Here is an 18,133-nt window from a genome sequence, read left to right as displayed (position 1 = left end):
GCTGCTGATCTCCTTAGGGTGTGAAACGGGTGGTCGTCCGGAGCGGGACCACTCCAGGTTAGCCAACGCCGGCCGTCGACCGTGCACCAGGTTTCGGGTCACCCCCCGACCACGCGGTCCGGCGAGGAGCACCCGAATGTCGCCACGAGCGAGAAGGGACGAAGCATTCGGCGATCATTTCCCGCACGGCGCGAACCGCGCCCGCGACAACACCGCGGAAAAACGTCACCGCCGCGACCGAATCGGTAACGTTCATCCCCCGGGGACGTCGAATTCCCGCAATCTCGTTGCACGAACGTGATCAGTGCAATTAGCGTTCCGCGGGAGGTCAGCAAGCACGAGGAGTGGTAATGGTCGTCCCCCGCACCCGAACACCCTCCACAGCATCCCCGTTAACCGGACACGAGCACCGACAGCTGTCCCCTGAGCTGTCCAAGCTGCTGCGGACCGGCCCGTTCGACGTCGCGCTGCGAGCCGCGATCCGTTCGAGCAGACTCAGCCTGGAGCGCATTCAGCATCGACTGCGTGCCAGAGGCACGCCGGTGAGCATCACCGCGCTGAGTTACTGGCAATCCGGACGTCGCAGGCCGGAGCGGCCGGACTCGCTGGTGGCGCTGCGCGAGCTGGAGGACGTGCTCGGGGTACCGGACGGCGCGCTGTCGGCGCTGTTGGGACCACCGAAGCCGAGGGGCCGCAACCGGGAGGAACCCTCGGCGCCGACGCTGGCCACGCTCTGGTCCGACAACGCCTCGGCCGCCGGTCTGCTCAGCAGACTGGACACCAGCGCGGACGGTCACCTGACCCGGCTGAGCCAGCACGACGTGCTCGAGATCGACTCAGCCGGCAAGCAACGGAGCCTGCGGGTACGACAGCTGGTCCAGGCGGAGCGCAACGGGGTGGATCGCTGGGTGACCGTCTTCGACAACGCGGGCAGCGGCGTGGCGCCGCCCAACATCAACGCCTCGCACGGCTGCACCCTCGGCCAGACGCTCTCGGACCACCGCAACGGGGTGGTCGCGGCGGAACTGCTGTTCGACCACTGCCTCGAAAAGGGCGAGACCGCGCTACTGGAGTACGAGATCACCCACGGCCCGAACGGTCTGGTGGGGACCGAACAGGACCACACCTATTCGCGCAGGTTCCGGCTCCCCGTGCGGGAGTATCTGGTGGAGCTGTGGTTCGACCCGGACAATCCACCCGCACACTGCGAGAGCTTCACCGCCCGGCCGGACGGTTCGGAGCTGGGGACCGCCAAGCCGATGTCGATCGATCCGCGCGGACGCACCCACGCCGTGGCACTGGACTTCGGTCTCGGCGCGTTCTGCGTGAGATGGCAACCCGTTCAGCCGACGCCGAGGCCCAGCGGAGTTCCCGCTCTCGCAAGCCGACCCCCCGCGGCACTGGCACAACGACTCAGATGAGGCGCGTAACGCGCTCGCGCGGCGGAGGTCCGAGTTCGTGCAAGGCGATACCCGGGCCTCCCCGGCCAGAACCGGCGGGAGGCAGAGCCGAGCGGCTCACCCCGGCAAGAAGTCGACGAAGTCCAGCCGCCGGGTTCGATTACCGAGCTCCGCGTTCCGAACTACGACCGGACTCGTCCGCACCGTCGTCCAGCACGAACTGGACGGCACGATTGAGTTCGGCCGAGGGTTCGAGCCCGAACTCGTTGACCATCTCCGAACGGGTCCTCCGGAACAGCGCGGCCGCCTCGGCACGACGTCCGGTCCTGCCGAGCGCGATGATCAACTGTTCGAACAGTCGCTCCCGGTAGGGATACTGCGCCGTCAGCGCCTTCAACCGACCGATCACCCAGTCGTAGTGACCACGTTCCAGGTTGAGTTCGACGAACTCCTCCAGAGCCAGTACGTAGTGCTCCTCGGCCTGCACGGCGGCGGCGTAGAGACGTTCGCCGCGTTGTCTGACCTCGGCCAGGGCAGGGCCCCGCCAGAGCTCGATCGCCTGCTGCAGCATGTCCGTGGCTGCCGACGGGTCGGCCTCGGCGATCTGGCGCGCGGTGAGTCGTAACGTCTCGAACACCTCCAGGTCGAGTTCGCCCTGCTCGAGGCGCAGTGCGTAGCCGAGGTCGCTGGTGGACAACCGGCAGGCTCCGTTTCCGGCACCGAAGCAGCGGTCCATGTCGCGGCGCAGCCGCGCGATGTGTGCTTGCAGCGCGTTCGTCGCTCCCCGCGGCGGACCGTCGGGCCAGAGCTGTTCGACGAGTTGCTCGCGAGGAACCACCTGTCCGGAGCTGAGCAGCAACACCGCCAGCACGGTTCTTCGCTGCAGCCCGGGAACCTCCATCGGTCGATTTTCGTCGTCATACATCCGTACCTGCCCGAGGACTCGGAATCGGATCATCAGCTAACTCCGATCGAAGGTGATCAACGGGCCGCGAACACACCGTTGACCGCGGATTTTTGCCGAAGTGACGACACGACGGCACCTGAACTCCGAGGTGGGGTTGGCGACTACGCCCTGCATAGCGGTGGGTATCGGGTGCCTCTTCACCGCGGGAATCCGTTTTGGACTATCCACACCGATAGTACTGTAATGCAGTTATTTTACTCTAAACGGACATCGAGCGAAATGAATACTACGAACGGAACGATCAAAGGGCCATCCCCCAAATGCGTGAGGCAAACCCCTACGGAATATTCCACCATGACCGGAATATTCCACCAAGCGGATAGCATTACGCCGAAAAAGTCCACACCGGAATCGACTCGACGACGTGGACAGCCCCTTCCCGCGATCAATTCCCGACGGGACCACGGGATCTTCACCGAAGCGGACCACCACAAGCGACACGTCAGCGCTCTCCGAGGAAATCAACACCGAAAACACCGACAAAAAACCGCAAGTGCTGTTTTCTCGTGGGAGAGCTCAACCCAAGCCGAGACAGTGAGCGACGGAGTCGATCGCCTACCCGCGGTGCGACGAAACCGCCGAGGAACGGGGCCGGGGCACCGCTCCACCCTCGTGTCGAAACGGCTTTCCACCACATCCTCCCGCGAACCGAGCCGACATCGGGATGACGCCGCGCTGCCAACCGACACTGTCGAGGATCCGTTTCCGCGCCGGCAAAACGACCACCATGACGCCGGTATTCGCGGATCGGAAACTCAAAGCAACGAAAGCTGCTCGTTCGCGGTTTCGGAAGCGGCGCGTTTCGGGGTATCGCGCGCCCCGCTGGAGGATTCGCGGTGCATCCCGTGCGCGCGACAGGCCTGTTCCACCAGCTCCACCACTTCTCGCCGGTAGGACTCCGGGGCGTAGGCGCTGTCGCGGTACAGCCGCGCGTAGAGCGGAACCAACGACGGGTACGCGCGTTGCAACCAGGCGCGGTACCACTCGCGGGCACCGGGGCGTAGATGGAGCGGCAACGGAGTGATGCTTTTCGCACCGGCCTCGACCAGTGCACCCACCGTACGGTCGATGTGCTCCCAGGAGTCGCTGAGTCCGGGAAGGATCGGGGCCAGCAACACCGAACAACCGATCCCGGACTCGGCGAACCGCCGGACCACTTCCAACCGCCGGGCGGGGGCGGGAGTACCCGGCTCGACCGTTCGCCAGAGTCCTTCGTCCAGCGAACCGATGGATACCGCGATCGAAACGTCGGTGACAGCCGCCGCCGACTCGATGAGATCGAGGTCGCGCAGAATCAGCGTCGATTTCGTGAGGATCGAGAACGGGTTGGCACGCTCGGTCAGCGCGGTGAGGATGTCCCGCATCAATGCGTAACGCCCTTCGGCACGCTGATAGGGATCGGTGTTGGTTCCCATCGCCACGGGATCACCGCGCCACTTCGGGCTCGCCAGCTCACGACGCAGCAGTTGCCCCGCGTTGACCTTGACCACGATCTTGCTGTCGAAGTCGTGTCCGCTGTCCAGATCGAGATAGGTGTGAGTGTTGCGCGCGAAGCAGTAACGACACGCGTGCCCACACCCCCGGTAGGGATTCAGGGTCCACTCGAACGGAACACCGGACTCACCCGGCACCCGGTTGATGATCGACTTCGCCCGGATCTCGATGGCGTAGGCGTCCTCCGTACCCGCCTCGATCGGCACCGGCTCGGGCAGTCGCAGGCCCGCACCGACCCGGCGGTCACCGCTCCACGACGCCTCCGGTGACAGCCCCAGGTCCAACTCGGCCGTCTCACCTGCGATATCGGCGGCGGAACCCGCTTCCCCCGAAGGACTGTTCGGCGGAGTGATCCGCTGTTTCTCCCAACGCACAGCCCCATTCGAACACTTATTCGAACAGCTGTCCAGCCGACGGGCAACCAGCCCGGCGCACCGGAACGAGTTCCGACACCATCGGAATCAGGAGCACGCCCCGCAGGACGACATATGTGATCAGGTCGGAGACCGCTGAGCACCCGACGGTCACAGTTCGACGGAGCGGAAGTCCCCTTCGACGACGAGATCATCCTCCAGCATGCGTTGAACGGCCCTGCTGAGCCTGGTCGAAGGATCCACCCCGAACTGCTCCACCATTTCTGACCGCATTCTGCGGAACAGGGAAGCGGCCTCGACCTTGCGCCCGGTTCGACCAAGAGCGACGATCAGTTGTTCGAAGAATTTCTCACGGTAGGGATACCGCTCGGTCAGCGCTTTCAACCAGCCGATCAGCTGTTCATGTTTTCCCTGCCCGAGGTCGAGTTCCACCAACTCCTCAAGCGTCAGAGCATAGTGCTCCTCCTCCTGCAGCGCGGCGGCGTAAAGGCAGGAGGTACGGTCGCGAACGTCGTACAGAGCCGGACCACGCCACAGGGCCAGAGCCCGTCGCAGCATGTCGGCCGCTTCGGCCGGATCGCTTTCGGAGATCTCCCGCGCCCTGGAACGCAGCGTATTGAAAACTTCCAGATCGAGCTCACCCGGATCGACGTGAACCGAATATCCGGAACGACTTCCGGGAAGTCGAAGCGCGGCCTCCTCGGCACCGAAACAACGCTCCAGGTCACGACGCAACCGCGTCATGTGCGCCTGCAAGGCGTTGCCACCGCACGAAGGTACCCCCGAAGGCCACAACTCACTTATGAGTTGCTCACAGCTTACCGTTTTTCCGGCGTTGAGAAGCAGCAGAGCGAAGAGCGCCCGACGCTGCAACCCAGAGATATCCACGGAATTTCCTTCTTGATCACACATCTCGACGGACCCGAGAATCCTGAATTTGATCAATTATTTCACCGACCCCGAAAAATAAACCGGAAAACCACACAACGGAACCCGCGCAAACATCCCGGCGATCCGCACGCCAAATGATTGACTGCCCCTACCCTCGACACGAAAACATTCCAACAGCAACACCGAAAACTCGAGAATTAGTATCTTGACATCGATACTACACGCCCCGAGTGGCAGCCTTATCCTCCGAACGGGTGAACCTCTCCGATCAAATAAGAAGTTTGATATATCCATCGAGAAAAACGTGAAAGCCGCCAGAACACAGCCTCGCGTTGTTCTGACCGATACAAGGAGAAACATCCACCACTCGCGGACAAACCCCCGAAAACGACGAAGACACCGGTCCTCGGGGGAACGAGCACTCTCGTTGACTCCCATGACGTGTCCTTCACTCGACTTCCGTTGATCCTCCTCCATGAGGACACGGCTAGCTGACCGGCGGCTGACACACCACTTACAACGACCGGCACGGAAGCGGCGGAAGTCGGGGAGACGGACGGTCGTACCATGATTCGGTGCCGTCACCCGAAGATTCCGCCAGCGGCATCACGAACGCTCCCCCCGCCGGACACGGCCACGGTCACGGCCACGGCCATCCCGCTCCGACCGCCTCCCGACGCACCCGGCGGCTGCTCGCCGCGGTGCTGACGCCTTTCGCGCTGGCGGCCGTGATCGGTGCGGTACTGCTGTATCCCTTCGGACAGCACTCCGCCCCGGAGGCGAAACCGGGCTTCACCCGCAACCCGGTGGACGGTGTCGTGGTAGCGGCACACGCCGCCTCCTGCACCACGGGCGGGACGTCCGGACAGGGCACCGGAGGCGCGGGAAACTGCGTGCTGCTTCGCGTCGAACTGCACGATGGCCCCGCCTCAGGGCGCACGATCGAACAACGAGTACCCGACGAGCCGACCACCCCCGAGTTCGGCGTGGGCGACGAGATCGTGCTCTCCTACTCCGGCGACTCACCACGCGAGTCCACCTCGTACCGGATAGTGGACTACCAGCGGGGTGGCTGGCTGCTGGTGCTGGTCGGCCTGTTCGCCGCGTCGGTGATCGCACTGGGACGTCGCAAGGGAGCCGCCTCCCTGCTGGCGCTGACGTTGACGCTGACCGTACTGCTCGGGTTCGTGCTTCCCGCCATCCTCTCCGGGGCCGACCCACTGCTGGTCGCCGTGGTGGCCGCCGGACTGATCATGTTCTGCGTGCTCTACGCGACGCACGGCGTCTCGGCACGAACATCGACCGCCGTGCTGGGCACCCTGGCGAGTCTGAGCCTGATCGGCCTGCTCAGCGCGGGGTTCGCCGCGCTGACCCGACTGACCGGACTGGACGAGTCCACCTCGTCCCTGATAAGCGCCCTGGGCCACGACATCGACGCGCGGGGACTGCTGCTGGCCGGAGTCGTGATCGGGGCGCTGGGAGTGCTCGACGACGTCACCGTCACGCAGACCAGCGCGGTGTGGGAACTGCACCACGCCAATCCCCGGATGCGTTGGCGGGAGCTGTACTCGGCCGCGCTGCGAATCGGTCGGGACCACGTGGCGTCCTCGGTCAACACGCTCGTGCTGGCCTACGCGGGAACGGCACTCCCGCTGCTGTTGACCTACAAGCTGTCCGGCCAGTCGTTGGGGGACATCACCACCACACAGGACGTGGCCCAGGAAATCGTGCGAACCCTGGTGGGCAGCCTGGGCCTGATCGCCGCCGTCCCGCTGACCACCGCCATCGCCGCGACGGTGGTGCTGAGCGAGAGCGGCGGACGGCGGGAGGACGACTCCGCGGCGCACTCCCAGGAGCGGCGAGCGGACACCTCCGGAGTGCTCGACGTGGTGCACCGAGCCGCCGCGGCGGGATCCACCCGTGCCGTGCTCGGGGCGGCGAGATCCCGCCGCGGGTCCCGCTCGCGCCACTGAGAGCCCGCCACCGGTTCCCCGCCAGTTCGGGGCGAGCGGCACGTCCCGCCCGCTCAGTCCAGCATGGCGACGAACTTCGCCACGTCGGTGTTGGCCACTCGCCGGGCAACCCCGCCTCCGGGGACAGCGGAGGCCAACTTGTAGAGCGGCCGGTCCGCCGCCGCGTCACCGCGTGCCTCGGCCTTGAGCTGTGCCACGATCAGTTCCGAGAGCACCAGCGCACGGGTGTCTCCGGTACCGGCCAACGTGTCGGCCAGCCGCCGCAGCGCGTAGACACCGAGTTCCTTCCCGCCGGTACCCGCGTACATCGCCAGCGCCACGTTCAACGTGCGATGCCGGGGCGGCCCGGTTACGACCAGACTGATCGTGCGGGTGCCGCGGATATCGGTGATCAGCACGTCCAGCGCGGTGGCCGTCGACAGGTCGACCCGGCGCGTGCCGAAGGCGCGTGCCGCCACTTCGGTGCCACGCAGCCAGTAAGTCTTGCGCGCCTCGCTGTAGGCCATCAGCAGCAGCGGCAGCGCCAGCACGACCAACGGGACGAAGAAACCGGCCGCCCCCGCGAACAGCCCCGCGATGCCACCGATGGCCGCGCCGATCACGACAGCGGCGACGGCGACACTGATCGCCCGCCTGCGGACGACGCGACGATCGAGCAGATCCAGCGTCACGCTTTCCTGGGACTGTTCCTCGCTCATCCGGAGAGCACCGTCCGCGCCTTCTCGACCACCGAGGAAAGCGGTACGCTCTCCTGCTGCCCGCCGGAAAGGTCCTTCAGCTGCGCCGAGTCCTCGGCCAGATCCCGTTCTCCCAGGACCAGCGCGTAGCGGGCACCGGAACGGTCGGCCGCCTTCATCGCCCCCTTCAGCCCCTTGCCGCCGTAGGCGATCTCCACCCTGATGCCCGCGTGCCGCAGCTGACCGGCCAGCGCCACCAGCCGACGCTTGGCCTGTTCGCCGAGCGGTACGCAGTAGATGTCGCAACGGGACTGGTCACCGGGCTGCACTCCCTCCACCTCGCAGGCGAGCATGGTGCGGTCCAGGCCGAGTCCGAATCCCACGCCGGAGAGCTCCGCGCCGCCGAGATCGGCCATCAACCCGTCGTACCGACCGCCGCCGCCGATGCCGGACTGCGCACCGAGCCCGTCGTGCACGAACTCGAAGGTGGTCTTGGTGTAGTAGTCCAACCCCCTGACCAGCCTGGGATTCTCGGTGAAGGGGACATCGAGGTCACGCAGGTGCGCCTTGACCCGCTCGTAGTGCTCGGCGGCCTGATCGGAGAGGTTGTCGGCCATCAGCGGGGCGTCGGCGACCATCTCGCGGACTTCCGGGCGTTTGTCGTCGAGCACCCGCAGCGGGTTGAGCTCCACCCGACGACGCGTCTCCTCGTCCAGCGGCAACCCGCGCAGGAACTCCTGCAACTTGGCCCGGTACTCCGGCCGGCACGTGCTGTCGCCCAGCGAGGTGAGCTCGATGCGGTGCCCGGTCAGTCCCAACCTGCGGTAGCCCTCATCGGCCACGGCGATCACCTCGGCGTCCAGCGCCGGATCGTCCACGCCGATGGCCTCCACGCCCACCTGCTGCAGTTGTCGGTAGCGGCCGGCCTGCGGCCGCTCGTACCGGAAGAACGCCCCGCTGTAGTACAGCTTGAGCGGCAGCTGGCCCCGGTCGAGGCCGTGTTCGATGACCGACCTGATCACACCCGCGGTGCCCTCGGGGCGCAGCGTGATCGAACGTCCGCCCTGGTCGGGGAAGGTGTACATTTCCTTGCTGACCACGTCGGTGGACTCACCCACACCGCGTGCGAACAGCGCGGTGTCCTCGAACACCGGCAGCTCGATGTAGCCGTACCCGGCGCGGCGAGCGGCTTCGCCCAGGGTGTCGCGCACCGCGAGGAATCGTGCCGATTCCGGGGGGTAGTACTCGGGGATGCCCTTGGGGGCGGCAAACGTGCTCATCGTTGGCTTCTTCTGGTCTCGTCGGTCCTGGTGCTGGTTGTCGAGGACGGTCAGTCGGCCGCTTCGCCGGATGCGGCGAGCCCCCGCAGGAAGGGGTTGCTCTCGCGCTCACGGCCGATGGTCGTGGTGGAGCCGTGTCCCGGGAGCACGGCCGTGTCGTCGGGACGCGGCAGGATCTCGTTCCGAAGTGTGCGCAGCATCCGTTCGTGGTCACCGCCGGGCAGGTCGGTGCGACCGATGGCTCCGGCGAACAGCGTGTCGCCGGTCAGCAGCAGTCGACCGCCTTCCGCCGTGCCGGTCCCGAACAGCACCGAACCACCCGTGTGGCCGGGAGCGGGCCGCACGTCGAACTCCATGCCCGCCAGGTTCAGCACGGTCTCGCCGGAGAGTTCGCGCACGTCCTCCGGCACGTTCACCGGGACACCCTCGAACAGCTGGCTTCCCTCCGGACCGAGCGCGGCACCGGGGTCGGCGAGCATGTAGCGGTCCTCGGGATGCACCCAGGCTGGTATCCCGTAGGCCTCGCAAAGTTCCCCGGCGGAGAACACGTGGTCGAAATGGCCGTGCGTCAACAACACGCCCACGGGGGTGAGCCCGTGTTCGTCCAGCTGCTTGCGCACCGGCTCGACGGCATCCTGGCCCGGGTCCACCACTACGCAGTCGCCGCCCTCGTGCGGTGCGAGCACGTAGCAGTTCGCCTGGAGCTGTCCGACGGGGAAACCAACAACAAGCACGGAGTGCTACCTCTTCAGCGTTCGGGGACGTGCGACCGGGGGCCCGCGGCGTGTAAGAACCTGCCGCACCACTGGCCGACGGGCCACCCGGATCACTGCAGTGCTCCCAGCCTAGTCGTGCGGTCTCACAGTTTTCGCACACCGGGCCGTTCTACACTCCCCGAAAACGTGATCCCGTGTTGTTTCCTCGGGACGAAGCCGACCGACCCCGACCGCGGAGTGGGAACAGGTGTCCAGCAACGAACAACGTCGCCAGGCGGCCAAGAGCAAGCTCGAGCGTCAGCTCGCCCGCAGGGAGGAGCAAGCCCGCAAACGCAGGACCGTGGCGGTGACCACCACGATCGTCGTGGTGATCGCGGCCGTGGTGGGGGTTTACTTCCTCACCCGTACGGCCGAAGGAGGCGACAACGCCGCGAGTGCTCCACCGAGCTCCACGACGACCTCCGAACAGTCGAACTCGGAACAGATATCCATACCGACCGAACTCGCACCCGCTCCGAGCCGCCCCGAACCGCTGCCGAACCAGGTCTCCTGCACCTACCGTTCGAAGGGGGAGCCCGCCAAGCCGGTGGAGCCCCCCGAGGACGGCGAGGTCTCCTCGCAGGGAACCGTGCAGGCCACGATCGAGGCGAACGTGGGCACCATCCCGATCACGTTGGACCGCTCGCTGGCCCCCTGCACGGTCAACAGCTTCGTTCACCTGGCCGAGTCCGGGTTCTACAACGACACCCCCTGTCACCGCATCTCCACCTCGGGGCTGCAGATGCTGCAGTGCGGTGACCCGACGGGCAAGGGCACCGGCGGTCCCGGATACCAGTTCGACGACGAGACCTACTCCGACATCCAGTACGGACGCGGGTACCTGGCGATGGCCAACTCGGGTGCCGACACCAACGGCAGCCAGTTCTTCATCGTGTACGGCGAGGCACCGCTGCAGTCCAACTACACGGTGTTCGGCACCGTGTCGAAGGAGGGCCTGCAGGTGGTCGACGAGGTCGCGCGGGCGGGCCACGACGGTGCCTTCTCGAGCGCGGGTGGCGGCCACCCGAACAAGAAGGTGACCTTCGAGAAGGTGACCGTGAAGTCCTGATCCGGGAAACCCCGATCCGGGTACTCCGGCCCCGGAACCCCTGGGCCGGAGTACCGGGGAACACCCGTGCGGGCGTGGCGCGGCGGCGATTTCTCGCGAAATTGACACCGCCCGGGCCGCACCGCCGAACTGGGCGTCAATTTCTCGCGAAATCGCCACGCCGCTGAGCGAGGACTACCTACTCGATGTCTCCGGACCCGCGGCGAGAGCCCGCGAGAGGTTCCGCTACCCGCACCGCCACGCAGCCGGATCGAACAACGGTCACGCCGCGGAGGTCATGCGGTACACGTCGTACACTCCCTCGATGTTGCGCACGGCCTTGAGGACGTGTCCCAGGTGCTTGGGATCGCCCATCTCGAAGGAGAACCGGCTCACCGCGACGCGGTCCTTGGAGGTGGTCACCGAGGCGGACAGGATGTTGACCTTCTCGTCGGCCAGCACCTTCGTCACGTCCGAGAGCAACCGGTGCCGATCCAACGCCTCGACCTGGATGGCCACCAGGAACACCGAGGAGTTCGACGGGGCCCAGTAGACCTCCACCAACCGTTCGGGCTTGGAGCGCAGGTCGTCCGCGTTGTTGCAGTCGGTGCGGTGCACGCTGACGCCACCGCCGCGCGTGACGAAGCCGAGGATCTCGTCACCGGGCACCGGGGTGCAGCAACGCGCGAGCTTCGCCCAGACCTCACCCGCGTTGGCGCCCTCCACCCGCACACCGGAATCGCCGGAGCTGCGGCGCTGCTGCTGCACCGTGGAGGGGGTGGAGCGTTCCGCGATCTCGTCCTCGGCCTGTTCCACCCCGCCGAACGAGGCGACCAGCCGCTGCACCACGTGGTGCGCCGAGACCTGTCGTTCCCCCACCGCCGCGTACAACGCGGTCACATCGGTGTAGTGCAGTTCCTTGGCCACGGATCCGATGGAGTCGGCCGAGACCAGCCGCTGCACCGGCAGCCCCAGCCTGCGCAGCTCCTTGGCGATGGCCTGCTTGCCGGACTCGATCGCCTCCTCGCGCCGCTCCTTGGCGAACCACTGCTTGATCTTGGTCTTGGCACGCGGCGAGGCGACGAAGGAAAGCCAGTCCCTGCTCGGACCGGATCCCTCGGCCTTGGAGGTGAAGATCTCGACGACCTCGCCGTTCTCCAGCTTGCGTTCGAGCGCGACGAGTCTGCCGTTGACCCTGGATCCGATGCAGCGGTGCCCCACCTCGGTATGCACCGCGTAGGCGAAGTCGACCGGCGTCGATCCCGCCGGAAGTGTGATCACGTCACCCTTGGGGGTGAATACGAAGATCTCTCTGGTGTTGAGATCGTAACGCAGCGACTCCAGGAACTCCCCTGGGTCCGCGGCCTCCCGCTGCCAGTCGAGCAGCTGGCGCATCCAGGCCATCTCGTCGATCTCGACACCGGCGCCGCCTCGACCGCGCGCCTTGGTCTCCTTGTAGCGCCAGTGGGCCGCGATGCCGTACTCGGCGGTACGGTGCATCTCCTCGGTACGGATCTGCACTTCCAGCGGCTTGCCCTCGGGGCCGATCACCGTGGTGTGCAGCGACTGGTACACCCCGAACTTGGGCTGGGCGATGTAGTCCTTGAACCGGCCGGGCATCGGCTGCCACAGCGCGTGCACCACACCCATCGCGGCGTAGCAGTCCCGCACCTGGTCGACGAGGATGCGCACTCCGACCAGATCGTGGATGTCGTCGAAGTCGCGGCCCCGCACGATCATCTTCTGGTGGATCGAGTAGTAGTGCTTGGGACGTCCCTCCACCTTCGCGGAGAGCCGCGCCGCGTCCAGGTTCGACGACAACTCGTCGACCACGGTGCGCAGGTAGGTGTCCCTGGAGGGCGCGCGGTTGGCCACCAGCCGCACGATCTCGTCGTACTTCTTGGGCTGCAGGATCGCGAAGGCCAGGTCCTCGAGCTCCCACTTGATGGTGGCCATGCCCAGCCGATGGGCCAGCGGGGCGAGCACCTCCAGGGTCTCGCGCGCCTTGCGCACCTGCTTCTCCGGCGGCAGGAACCGCATGGTGCGCATGTTGTGCAACCGATCGGCGAGTTTGATCACCACGACGCGGGGGTCGCGGGCCATCGCGATGACCATCTTGCGGATGGTCTCGGCCTCGGCGGCGTTTCCCAGCTTGACCTTGTCGAGCTTGGTGACGCCGTCGACGAGGTGGGAGACCTCCTCACCGAAGTCGGACCGCAGCCGGTCCAGCGGGTAGTCGGTGTCCTCGACGGTGTCGTGCAGCAACGCGGCCACCAGCGTGGTGGTGTCCATGCCCAGCTCGGCGAGGATGGTCGCCACCGCGAGCGGGTGCGTGATGTAGGGATCGCCGGACTTGCGCTGCTGGTCGCTGTGCTGTTCCTCGGCGATGTCGTAGGCGTACTGCAGCAACGCCAGATCGGCCTGCGGGTGCATCTCGCGGTGCACCGAGGCCAACGGCTCGAGGACCTGCTTGACCTGGGTAGGACGCTGCGCGGTGATGCGCCGGGCCAACCGCGCGCGAACCCGCCGAGTGGCCGAGGCGGGCCGCTGCGCGGCAGAGTCCGCCCCGCTCGCGGGAGACTCGACTTCTTGGCTCACAGCACGCTCCCGGGTGTTCGAGGATCCGCTCGGCCCGGGTCGGTTCTCCGCACGCGAGAACGCCCGTGGCGCTCGGTGCGGCGACCCGGACATCGAGCATAACGCTACGAACCCCGTGCGCCTTCCCGGGAGGGGCGACGCCGCGCCGAGCGGTCCCGACGCGGCTGTGAGCCGAAACCACGGATGATCGGCCGCGCCGATCACCGGGCGGCACGATCACAGGGCGGCACGATCAGCAGTACACCGATCACCGCGGACACGGATCACATCAGGAGCCGGCCCGCGATGATCGACGCTCGGTCACCGCCGCTTGCGTCCGGCGGAACGCCGTCCCGCTTTCCCCGAAGGCTGTGCCCCGCCGGAACCGGCGGCACCCGCACCGGCCAGTTTCGCACCACCCGTCCCGTTGGTCCCGGCACGAGCGGGACGCGTCTTCCCGGTCGTGCTCACCTCGGACTCGGAGTCGGACTGGTCATCGGTGGTGGTCCCGTTGACCGTGGCGGTCCCGTCACTGCCCCGGTTGCGCCTGCGCTGGGCGACCTTGTCGGCGTGTACGCGGTACTTGGACTCGCGCATCTTCAGGTCGACCAGCAGCGGAGTGGCCAGCAGCAGCGAGGAGAGCACACCCGCCAGCATGCCGACGCCCTGCACCAGCGCGAGGTCCCGCAGCACGCCCACACCCAGCAGGCCGGCGCCGACGACCAGCAGGCCGAGTACCGGCAGCAGCGCGATCACCGAAGTGTTGATCGAACGCATCAGGGACTGGTTGACGGCCAGGTTGGCCGCCTCGGGATAGGTGCGCCTGGTAGTGCTCAGCAGCCCGGTGGTGTTCTCCTTGACCTTGTCGAAGACCACGACCGTGTCGTACAGCGAGAAACCGAGGATGGTGAGCAGACCGATCACCGTGCTGGGACTGACCTGGAACCCGGTCATCGAGTAGATGCCCGCGGTGACGAGCACGTCGTGCAGCAACGCCACCAGGGCGCCGACCGCCATCCACCGCTCGAAGTAGAACGCCAGGAACGCGGTCACCAGCACGAGGAACACGGCCAGGGCGATCAACGCCTGCTGGGTGATCTCGCTGCCCCAGGTGCCGCTGACGGCGCTGTCGCTGATCGCGTCCGCGCTGGGCTGACCGTCGGTTCCCAGCGGTTGCAGATCCTGGAACAGGGCCGACTTGACCTTGACCAGGTCGGCCTGCGACAGCTTCTCGGTGTTGATCTGCAGCGTCTGGCTGTCACCGCTGCCCACCAGCTGCACCGAGGACGGCTCGGAGCCGAGCGCCTGCTGGAAGGAGTCCTCGGCCTCCTCGGTGCTGATCTCGCCGGAGGCGCCCTGCGCGGGCATCGAGATGTTGGTCCCGCCCTCGAACTCGATGCTGAGGTTGAAGCCCTTGACACCGACGAAAAGGGCGGAGACCAGCATCAGCAGCCCGAGGACGACGTACCAGTACTTGCGCTTGCCGACGATGTCGAAAGCACCGGTACCGGTGTAGAGCCGTTGCAGCACCCCACGCTTGGCCTCGGTGCCGCTCGCGTCGGTCGCGGCGGGATCGCTCCCGTTGCTGCCGGTCGTGTCCACGACTCACGCCTCCTTCGGAGTGCCGTTGGAGGCACTCTGCTGCCGGTTGACGCCCTTACGCTGTGCCCTGGCGCGTTCGCCCATCCGCTGGACCGCGCCGAGACCGGTCAGCCCCGGGCGGGAGAGGAACTTGCTGCGCGAGGCCAGCGCCACCAGTGGGTGGGTGACCAGGAAGACGACGATCAGGTCCAGCACCGTCGACATCCCGAGCGTGAAGGCGAAGCCCTTCACCTGGCCGACCGCGAGCAGGTACAGCACGCCCGCCGCGAGGAAGCTGACCGCGTCGGCCGAGAGAATCGTCCGTCGGGCACGGGCCCAGGAACGCGGCACCGCGGACCGGAACGTTCTGCCCTCACGTATCTCGTCCTTGAGTCGTTCGAAGAAGACGATGAACGAGTCGGCGGTGATACCGATCGCGATGATGAAACCGGCCATGCCCGGCAGGTCGAGCGTGAACCCGATCCAGCGGCCGAACAGCACCAGCACGCCGTAGACGACCGCACCGGACAGCACCAGCGAGAGGATCGTCAGCAATCCCAGCAGCCGGTAGTAGAGCAGGCAGTAGACCGCCACGAGGATCAGTCCGATGCCGCCCGCCAGCAACGCGGCCTGCAACGAGGCGATTCCCAGCGTCGGCGAGACGGTCTCGGCTGTGGACTGGTCGAACGCGAGTGGCAGCGCACCGTACTTGAGCGTGTTGGCGAGGTTGTTGGCCGTCTCCTGGTTGAAGTTGCCGGAGATCGAGGTGGTTCCGCCGACGATCGCGTCGTTGATGGACGGGGCGGAGACCACCCGGTTGTCGAGCACGAAGGCCACCTGCTCACCCACGTTCTGCGAGGTGAAGTCGGCCCAGGTGTTCTTGCCCTGGTTCTTGAACTCCAGGTTTACGGTCCACTCCGCCTTGCGCTGCCCCGGTGGGGAGGAGTTGGCGTCGCTGATCTGGGTGCCGGGAATCAGTACCGGGTCGAGGATGTACTTGCGCTGACCGTCGTCACCGCAGGTCACCAGCGGGCGTTCGGGGTCGGCGTTGCCGCGCAGCGGGTCGGGCGCGTTGCAGTCCAGCGTCAGCAGCGCCTGCCGCTGCATGGTCGGGTTCTTGCTCTGCCGCAGCTGCTTGGCCTGCTCGATCCGTTCGGCCCTGGTCAGCTGGTCCCCGCTCTGCTGGTTACCGTTCTGCTGGCCGTCGGACTGCTGCTCACCATCGCCGGACTGGGAGTTCTCGTCCGGTTGGTCCTGCGCCGGAGCCTGCCGCGAGCCCACCGCCTGTGGCGTGGTGTCGGAGGACTGCTCCCCGGATCCGCTCGACCCGTTGTTCTGGCCGGACTGATCGCCCTGGCCGGAGTCCCCGTTCTGCCCCGACTGGTCGCCCTGCCCCGACTGGTTACCCTGGCCGGGTTGATCGCCCTGCCCGGGCTGGTTGCCCTGCAACGCGCTGACCGGAACGACCTGGTTGACCTTGCGCAGATTCAGTTCCGCGGTCTGCCCGAGCCGCTTGGCTTGCTCACCGTCCTTGCCGGGCACCGTGATCACCAGGTTGGTGCCGTCGACGGTCACCTCGGAGCCGCTGACACCGAGCCCGTTCACGCGCTGCTCGATGATCTCGCGAGCCTGCTGCAACGACTCGTCGGTGGGGGGTTTACCGTTGGGGGTCCGCGCCGTGAGCGTCACCCGGGTACCGCCCTGCAGGTCGATGCCCAGCTCCGGAACTGGTTTGCGGTCACCGGTGAAGAACACAAGGCTGTATATGCCCAGCAGAATCGCCACGAAGGCCAGCAGATAACGCGCCGGCCGGATCTGCCCGCGTGGAGGTGCCACGTTAGGTCCGTCTCCTCGTCCGGGGTCGGTGCCGAAGGTCCGGCAGTCGTCCAAAGCCGCCGTCGCGCCCGGCCTTCACGGTGCCGACACCGCACGTGGCTGACGCGACAACGGCGTCCAGTTTGACAGGTCACATCCCGACGGCGTCGCGCAGGTACTGAATCGTGATCCACTCGCCGGACACGGCACGGGTGATCGGCACCGCACGTCCCGGTGGTGCTCCCACGCACGGCGGGGGCATCTCCGGAATGAGCGAATGATCGACACTACCGTGCGGCGGGCGGCACGCTCGGCGGCGACGCGGGAGTCGCCGCCGAAAGCACGCGCCGGACCTCACCGCACGACCTCGAACGGACCGTCGAACGCGACCCTCATTGAGTTTTCGCCTCATTGAGTTTTCGCTGTCCGCCCCGGCGGTACCCGCGGCGCGGAACCCGCCGTCCGCCGTCACTCGCGGTGACCACGACGCGGCGATCCACTTCGCCACGTGTGCGGCTTCCTCGTGGGAGCGCGACGCGGCAGACCGCACGACCACGCGGGCCGAGCGAGTGGTCAGCCCGACGCCTTCCGCGCCGAGAGACACTCCCCCGGTTGCCGCCGGGCGGAAAATCCCGGTCAGCCCGTCTTCTGGGTCTCCGCGTTCTGGGTCTCGGTCTTCTGGGTATCCGCGTTCTCGGTGACGTCGGAGTCCTCGTCCGAGGAAGTCCGCTCCGAGGAGTCGACAACGTCCTCGTCGTTGTCATCCTCGTCGAGCTCGTCCTCGTCGACCTCGGTGTCGACCCGCTCACGGATCGCCTGACGCAGCCAGGTCGTGACCACACCGTCGGCGATCTCGAGTTCGATCGAATCGTCCTCGGTCTCGACCACGGTGCCGAACAATCCGGAGGTGGTCATCACTCGGTCACCGACCGTCAGCGAGTTCTGCAGCTTCTGCTGCTCACTCATCGCCTTGCGCTGCTTGCGCATCTGGAAGAACAGCAGCGCCGCGAAGGCGACGAACAGAATCGGGATCAAATACTCTGTCGACAATCTTGCTCCATCCACGGACGTCACCCGGACAGCGCGGCGACCGCGACAACGGAGCCGTGCCCCACCGGCGCCCGGACTATTCGGATGTACCGCCCCCCAGTGTGCCAGGTTCACCAGCACATAACCGCCCCTGCCCTGCCGGTGGGCACACCGACCCGGACGGATCGACCAGTGATGCAGCGCACAACGTCGCGTCCGGTTCGAGAGCCCACCGGCAGGGTTCCAGGACCGAACCGCTCAGCGCAGCACTC

13 protein-coding genes are annotated in these 18,133 nt (G+C 66.7%); 3 read left to right on the top strand and 10 right to left on the bottom strand.

Annotation, left to right across the window (positions count from 1 at the left end):
• Positions 1-350 precede the first annotated feature (350 nt).
• Positions 351-1,421, top strand: a complete 1,071-nt coding sequence (locus tag BM150_RS12710; protein WP_092927373.1) for a hypothetical protein — start codon at positions 351-353, stop codon at positions 1,419-1,421.
• A 139-nt stretch (positions 1,422-1,560) separates the two neighbouring features.
• Here the strand turns inward: BM150_RS12710 and BM150_RS12705 are convergent, their stop codons facing one another.
• The 3 genes from BM150_RS12705 to BM150_RS12695 form a co-directional block, all read right to left on the bottom strand.
• Positions 1,561-2,301 (bottom strand): AfsR/SARP family transcriptional regulator, encoded by a 741-nt coding sequence (locus BM150_RS12705; protein ID WP_245755464.1) that lies wholly within the window; start codon positions 2,299-2,301, stop codon positions 1,561-1,563.
• An 821-nt stretch (positions 2,302-3,122) separates the two neighbouring features.
• Positions 3,123-4,235 (bottom strand): Rv2578c family radical SAM protein, encoded by a 1,113-nt coding sequence (locus BM150_RS12700; RefSeq protein WP_217641605.1) that lies wholly within the window; start codon positions 4,233-4,235, stop codon positions 3,123-3,125.
• 150 nt (positions 4,236-4,385) lie between these two features.
• Positions 4,386-5,180, bottom strand: coding sequence for an AfsR/SARP family transcriptional regulator (locus tag BM150_RS12695; RefSeq protein ID WP_245755463.1), 795 nt, complete (start codon positions 5,178-5,180; stop codon positions 4,386-4,388).
• Between the two features lie 521 nt (positions 5,181-5,701).
• Here BM150_RS12695 and BM150_RS12690 point away from each other — a divergent pair.
• Complete coding sequence (locus BM150_RS12690; protein WP_175496799.1) at positions 5,702-7,099, top strand: YibE/F family protein; 1,398 nt, start codon at positions 5,702-5,704, stop codon at positions 7,097-7,099.
• Between the two features lie 53 nt (positions 7,100-7,152).
• On the opposite strand, the gene BM150_RS12685 is transcribed toward BM150_RS12690, so the two are convergent.
• From BM150_RS12685 to BM150_RS12675, 3 genes are read right to left on the bottom strand one after another with little or no spacing between them, the layout of a single operon-like run.
• Entirely contained in the window at positions 7,153-7,797 is a 645-nt protein-coding gene (locus BM150_RS12685; RefSeq protein ID WP_092927371.1) for a hypothetical protein, read from the bottom strand.
• Positions 7,794-9,056, bottom strand: a complete 1,263-nt coding sequence (hisS, locus tag BM150_RS12680; RefSeq protein ID WP_092927369.1) for a histidine--tRNA ligase — start codon at positions 9,054-9,056, stop codon at positions 7,794-7,796. Before hisS ends, BM150_RS12685 begins: the two co-directional genes overlap by 4 nt.
• A 50-nt stretch (positions 9,057-9,106) precedes the next feature.
• Positions 9,107-9,790 (bottom strand): MBL fold metallo-hydrolase, encoded by a 684-nt coding sequence (locus tag BM150_RS12675; protein WP_092927367.1) that lies wholly within the window; start codon positions 9,788-9,790, stop codon positions 9,107-9,109.
• A 229-nt stretch (positions 9,791-10,019) separates the two neighbouring features.
• Between BM150_RS12675 and BM150_RS12670 the strand changes: the two genes are divergently transcribed.
• Positions 10,020-10,880 carry a peptidylprolyl isomerase gene (locus BM150_RS12670; RefSeq protein ID WP_092927365.1) on the top strand — a complete coding sequence of 287 codons (861 nt, stop codon included), beginning with the start codon at positions 10,020-10,022 and terminating at the stop codon, positions 10,878-10,880.
• Between the two features lie 261 nt (positions 10,881-11,141).
• Here the strand turns inward: BM150_RS12670 and BM150_RS12665 are convergent, their stop codons facing one another.
• The 4 genes from BM150_RS12665 to yajC form a co-directional block, all read right to left on the bottom strand.
• Positions 11,142-13,457: a RelA/SpoT family protein gene (locus BM150_RS12665; protein WP_092927363.1), complete on the bottom strand. Its 2,316-nt coding sequence runs from the start codon at positions 13,455-13,457 to the stop codon at positions 11,142-11,144.
• 300 nt (positions 13,458-13,757) lie between these two features.
• Positions 13,758-15,038, bottom strand: coding sequence for a protein translocase subunit SecF (gene secF, locus BM150_RS12660; RefSeq protein WP_092927361.1), 1,281 nt, complete (start codon positions 15,036-15,038; stop codon positions 13,758-13,760).
• 3 nt (positions 15,039-15,041) lie between these two features.
• A complete protein-coding gene (gene secD / locus BM150_RS12655) occupies positions 15,042-16,853 on the bottom strand; it encodes a protein translocase subunit SecD (RefSeq protein ID WP_092927359.1) in 1,812 nt (603 codons plus the stop codon).
• A 615-nt stretch (positions 16,854-17,468) separates the two neighbouring features.
• Positions 17,469-17,882, bottom strand: a complete 414-nt coding sequence (yajC, locus tag BM150_RS12650; RefSeq protein WP_092927357.1) for a preprotein translocase subunit YajC — start codon at positions 17,880-17,882, stop codon at positions 17,469-17,471.
• Positions 17,883-18,133: the final 251 nt, after the last annotated feature.

This window comes from Actinopolyspora alba (assembly GCF_900112765.1).
GTDB classification, from domain to species: domain Bacteria; phylum Actinomycetota; class Actinomycetes; order Mycobacteriales; family Pseudonocardiaceae; genus Actinopolyspora; species Actinopolyspora alba.
This window is presented reverse-complemented; position numbering and strand designations above follow the sequence as displayed.

Bases quoted from the DNA above. Each gene is read 5' to 3' on its own strand.
- BM150_RS12685 (WP_092927371.1), bottom strand. From the start codon at position 7,797: ATGAGCGAGGAACAGTCCCAGGAAAGCGTGACGCTGGATCTGCTCGAT.
- BM150_RS12705 (WP_245755464.1), bottom strand. From the start codon at position 2,301: ATGGAGGTTCCCGGGCTGCAGCGAAGAACCGTGCTGGCGGTGTTGCTG.
- BM150_RS12710 (WP_092927373.1), top strand. From the start codon at position 351: ATGGTCGTCCCCCGCACCCGAACACCCTCCACAGCATCCCCGTTAACC.
- hisS (WP_092927369.1), bottom strand. From the start codon at position 9,056: ATGAGCACGTTTGCCGCCCCCAAGGGCATCCCCGAGTACTACCCCCCG.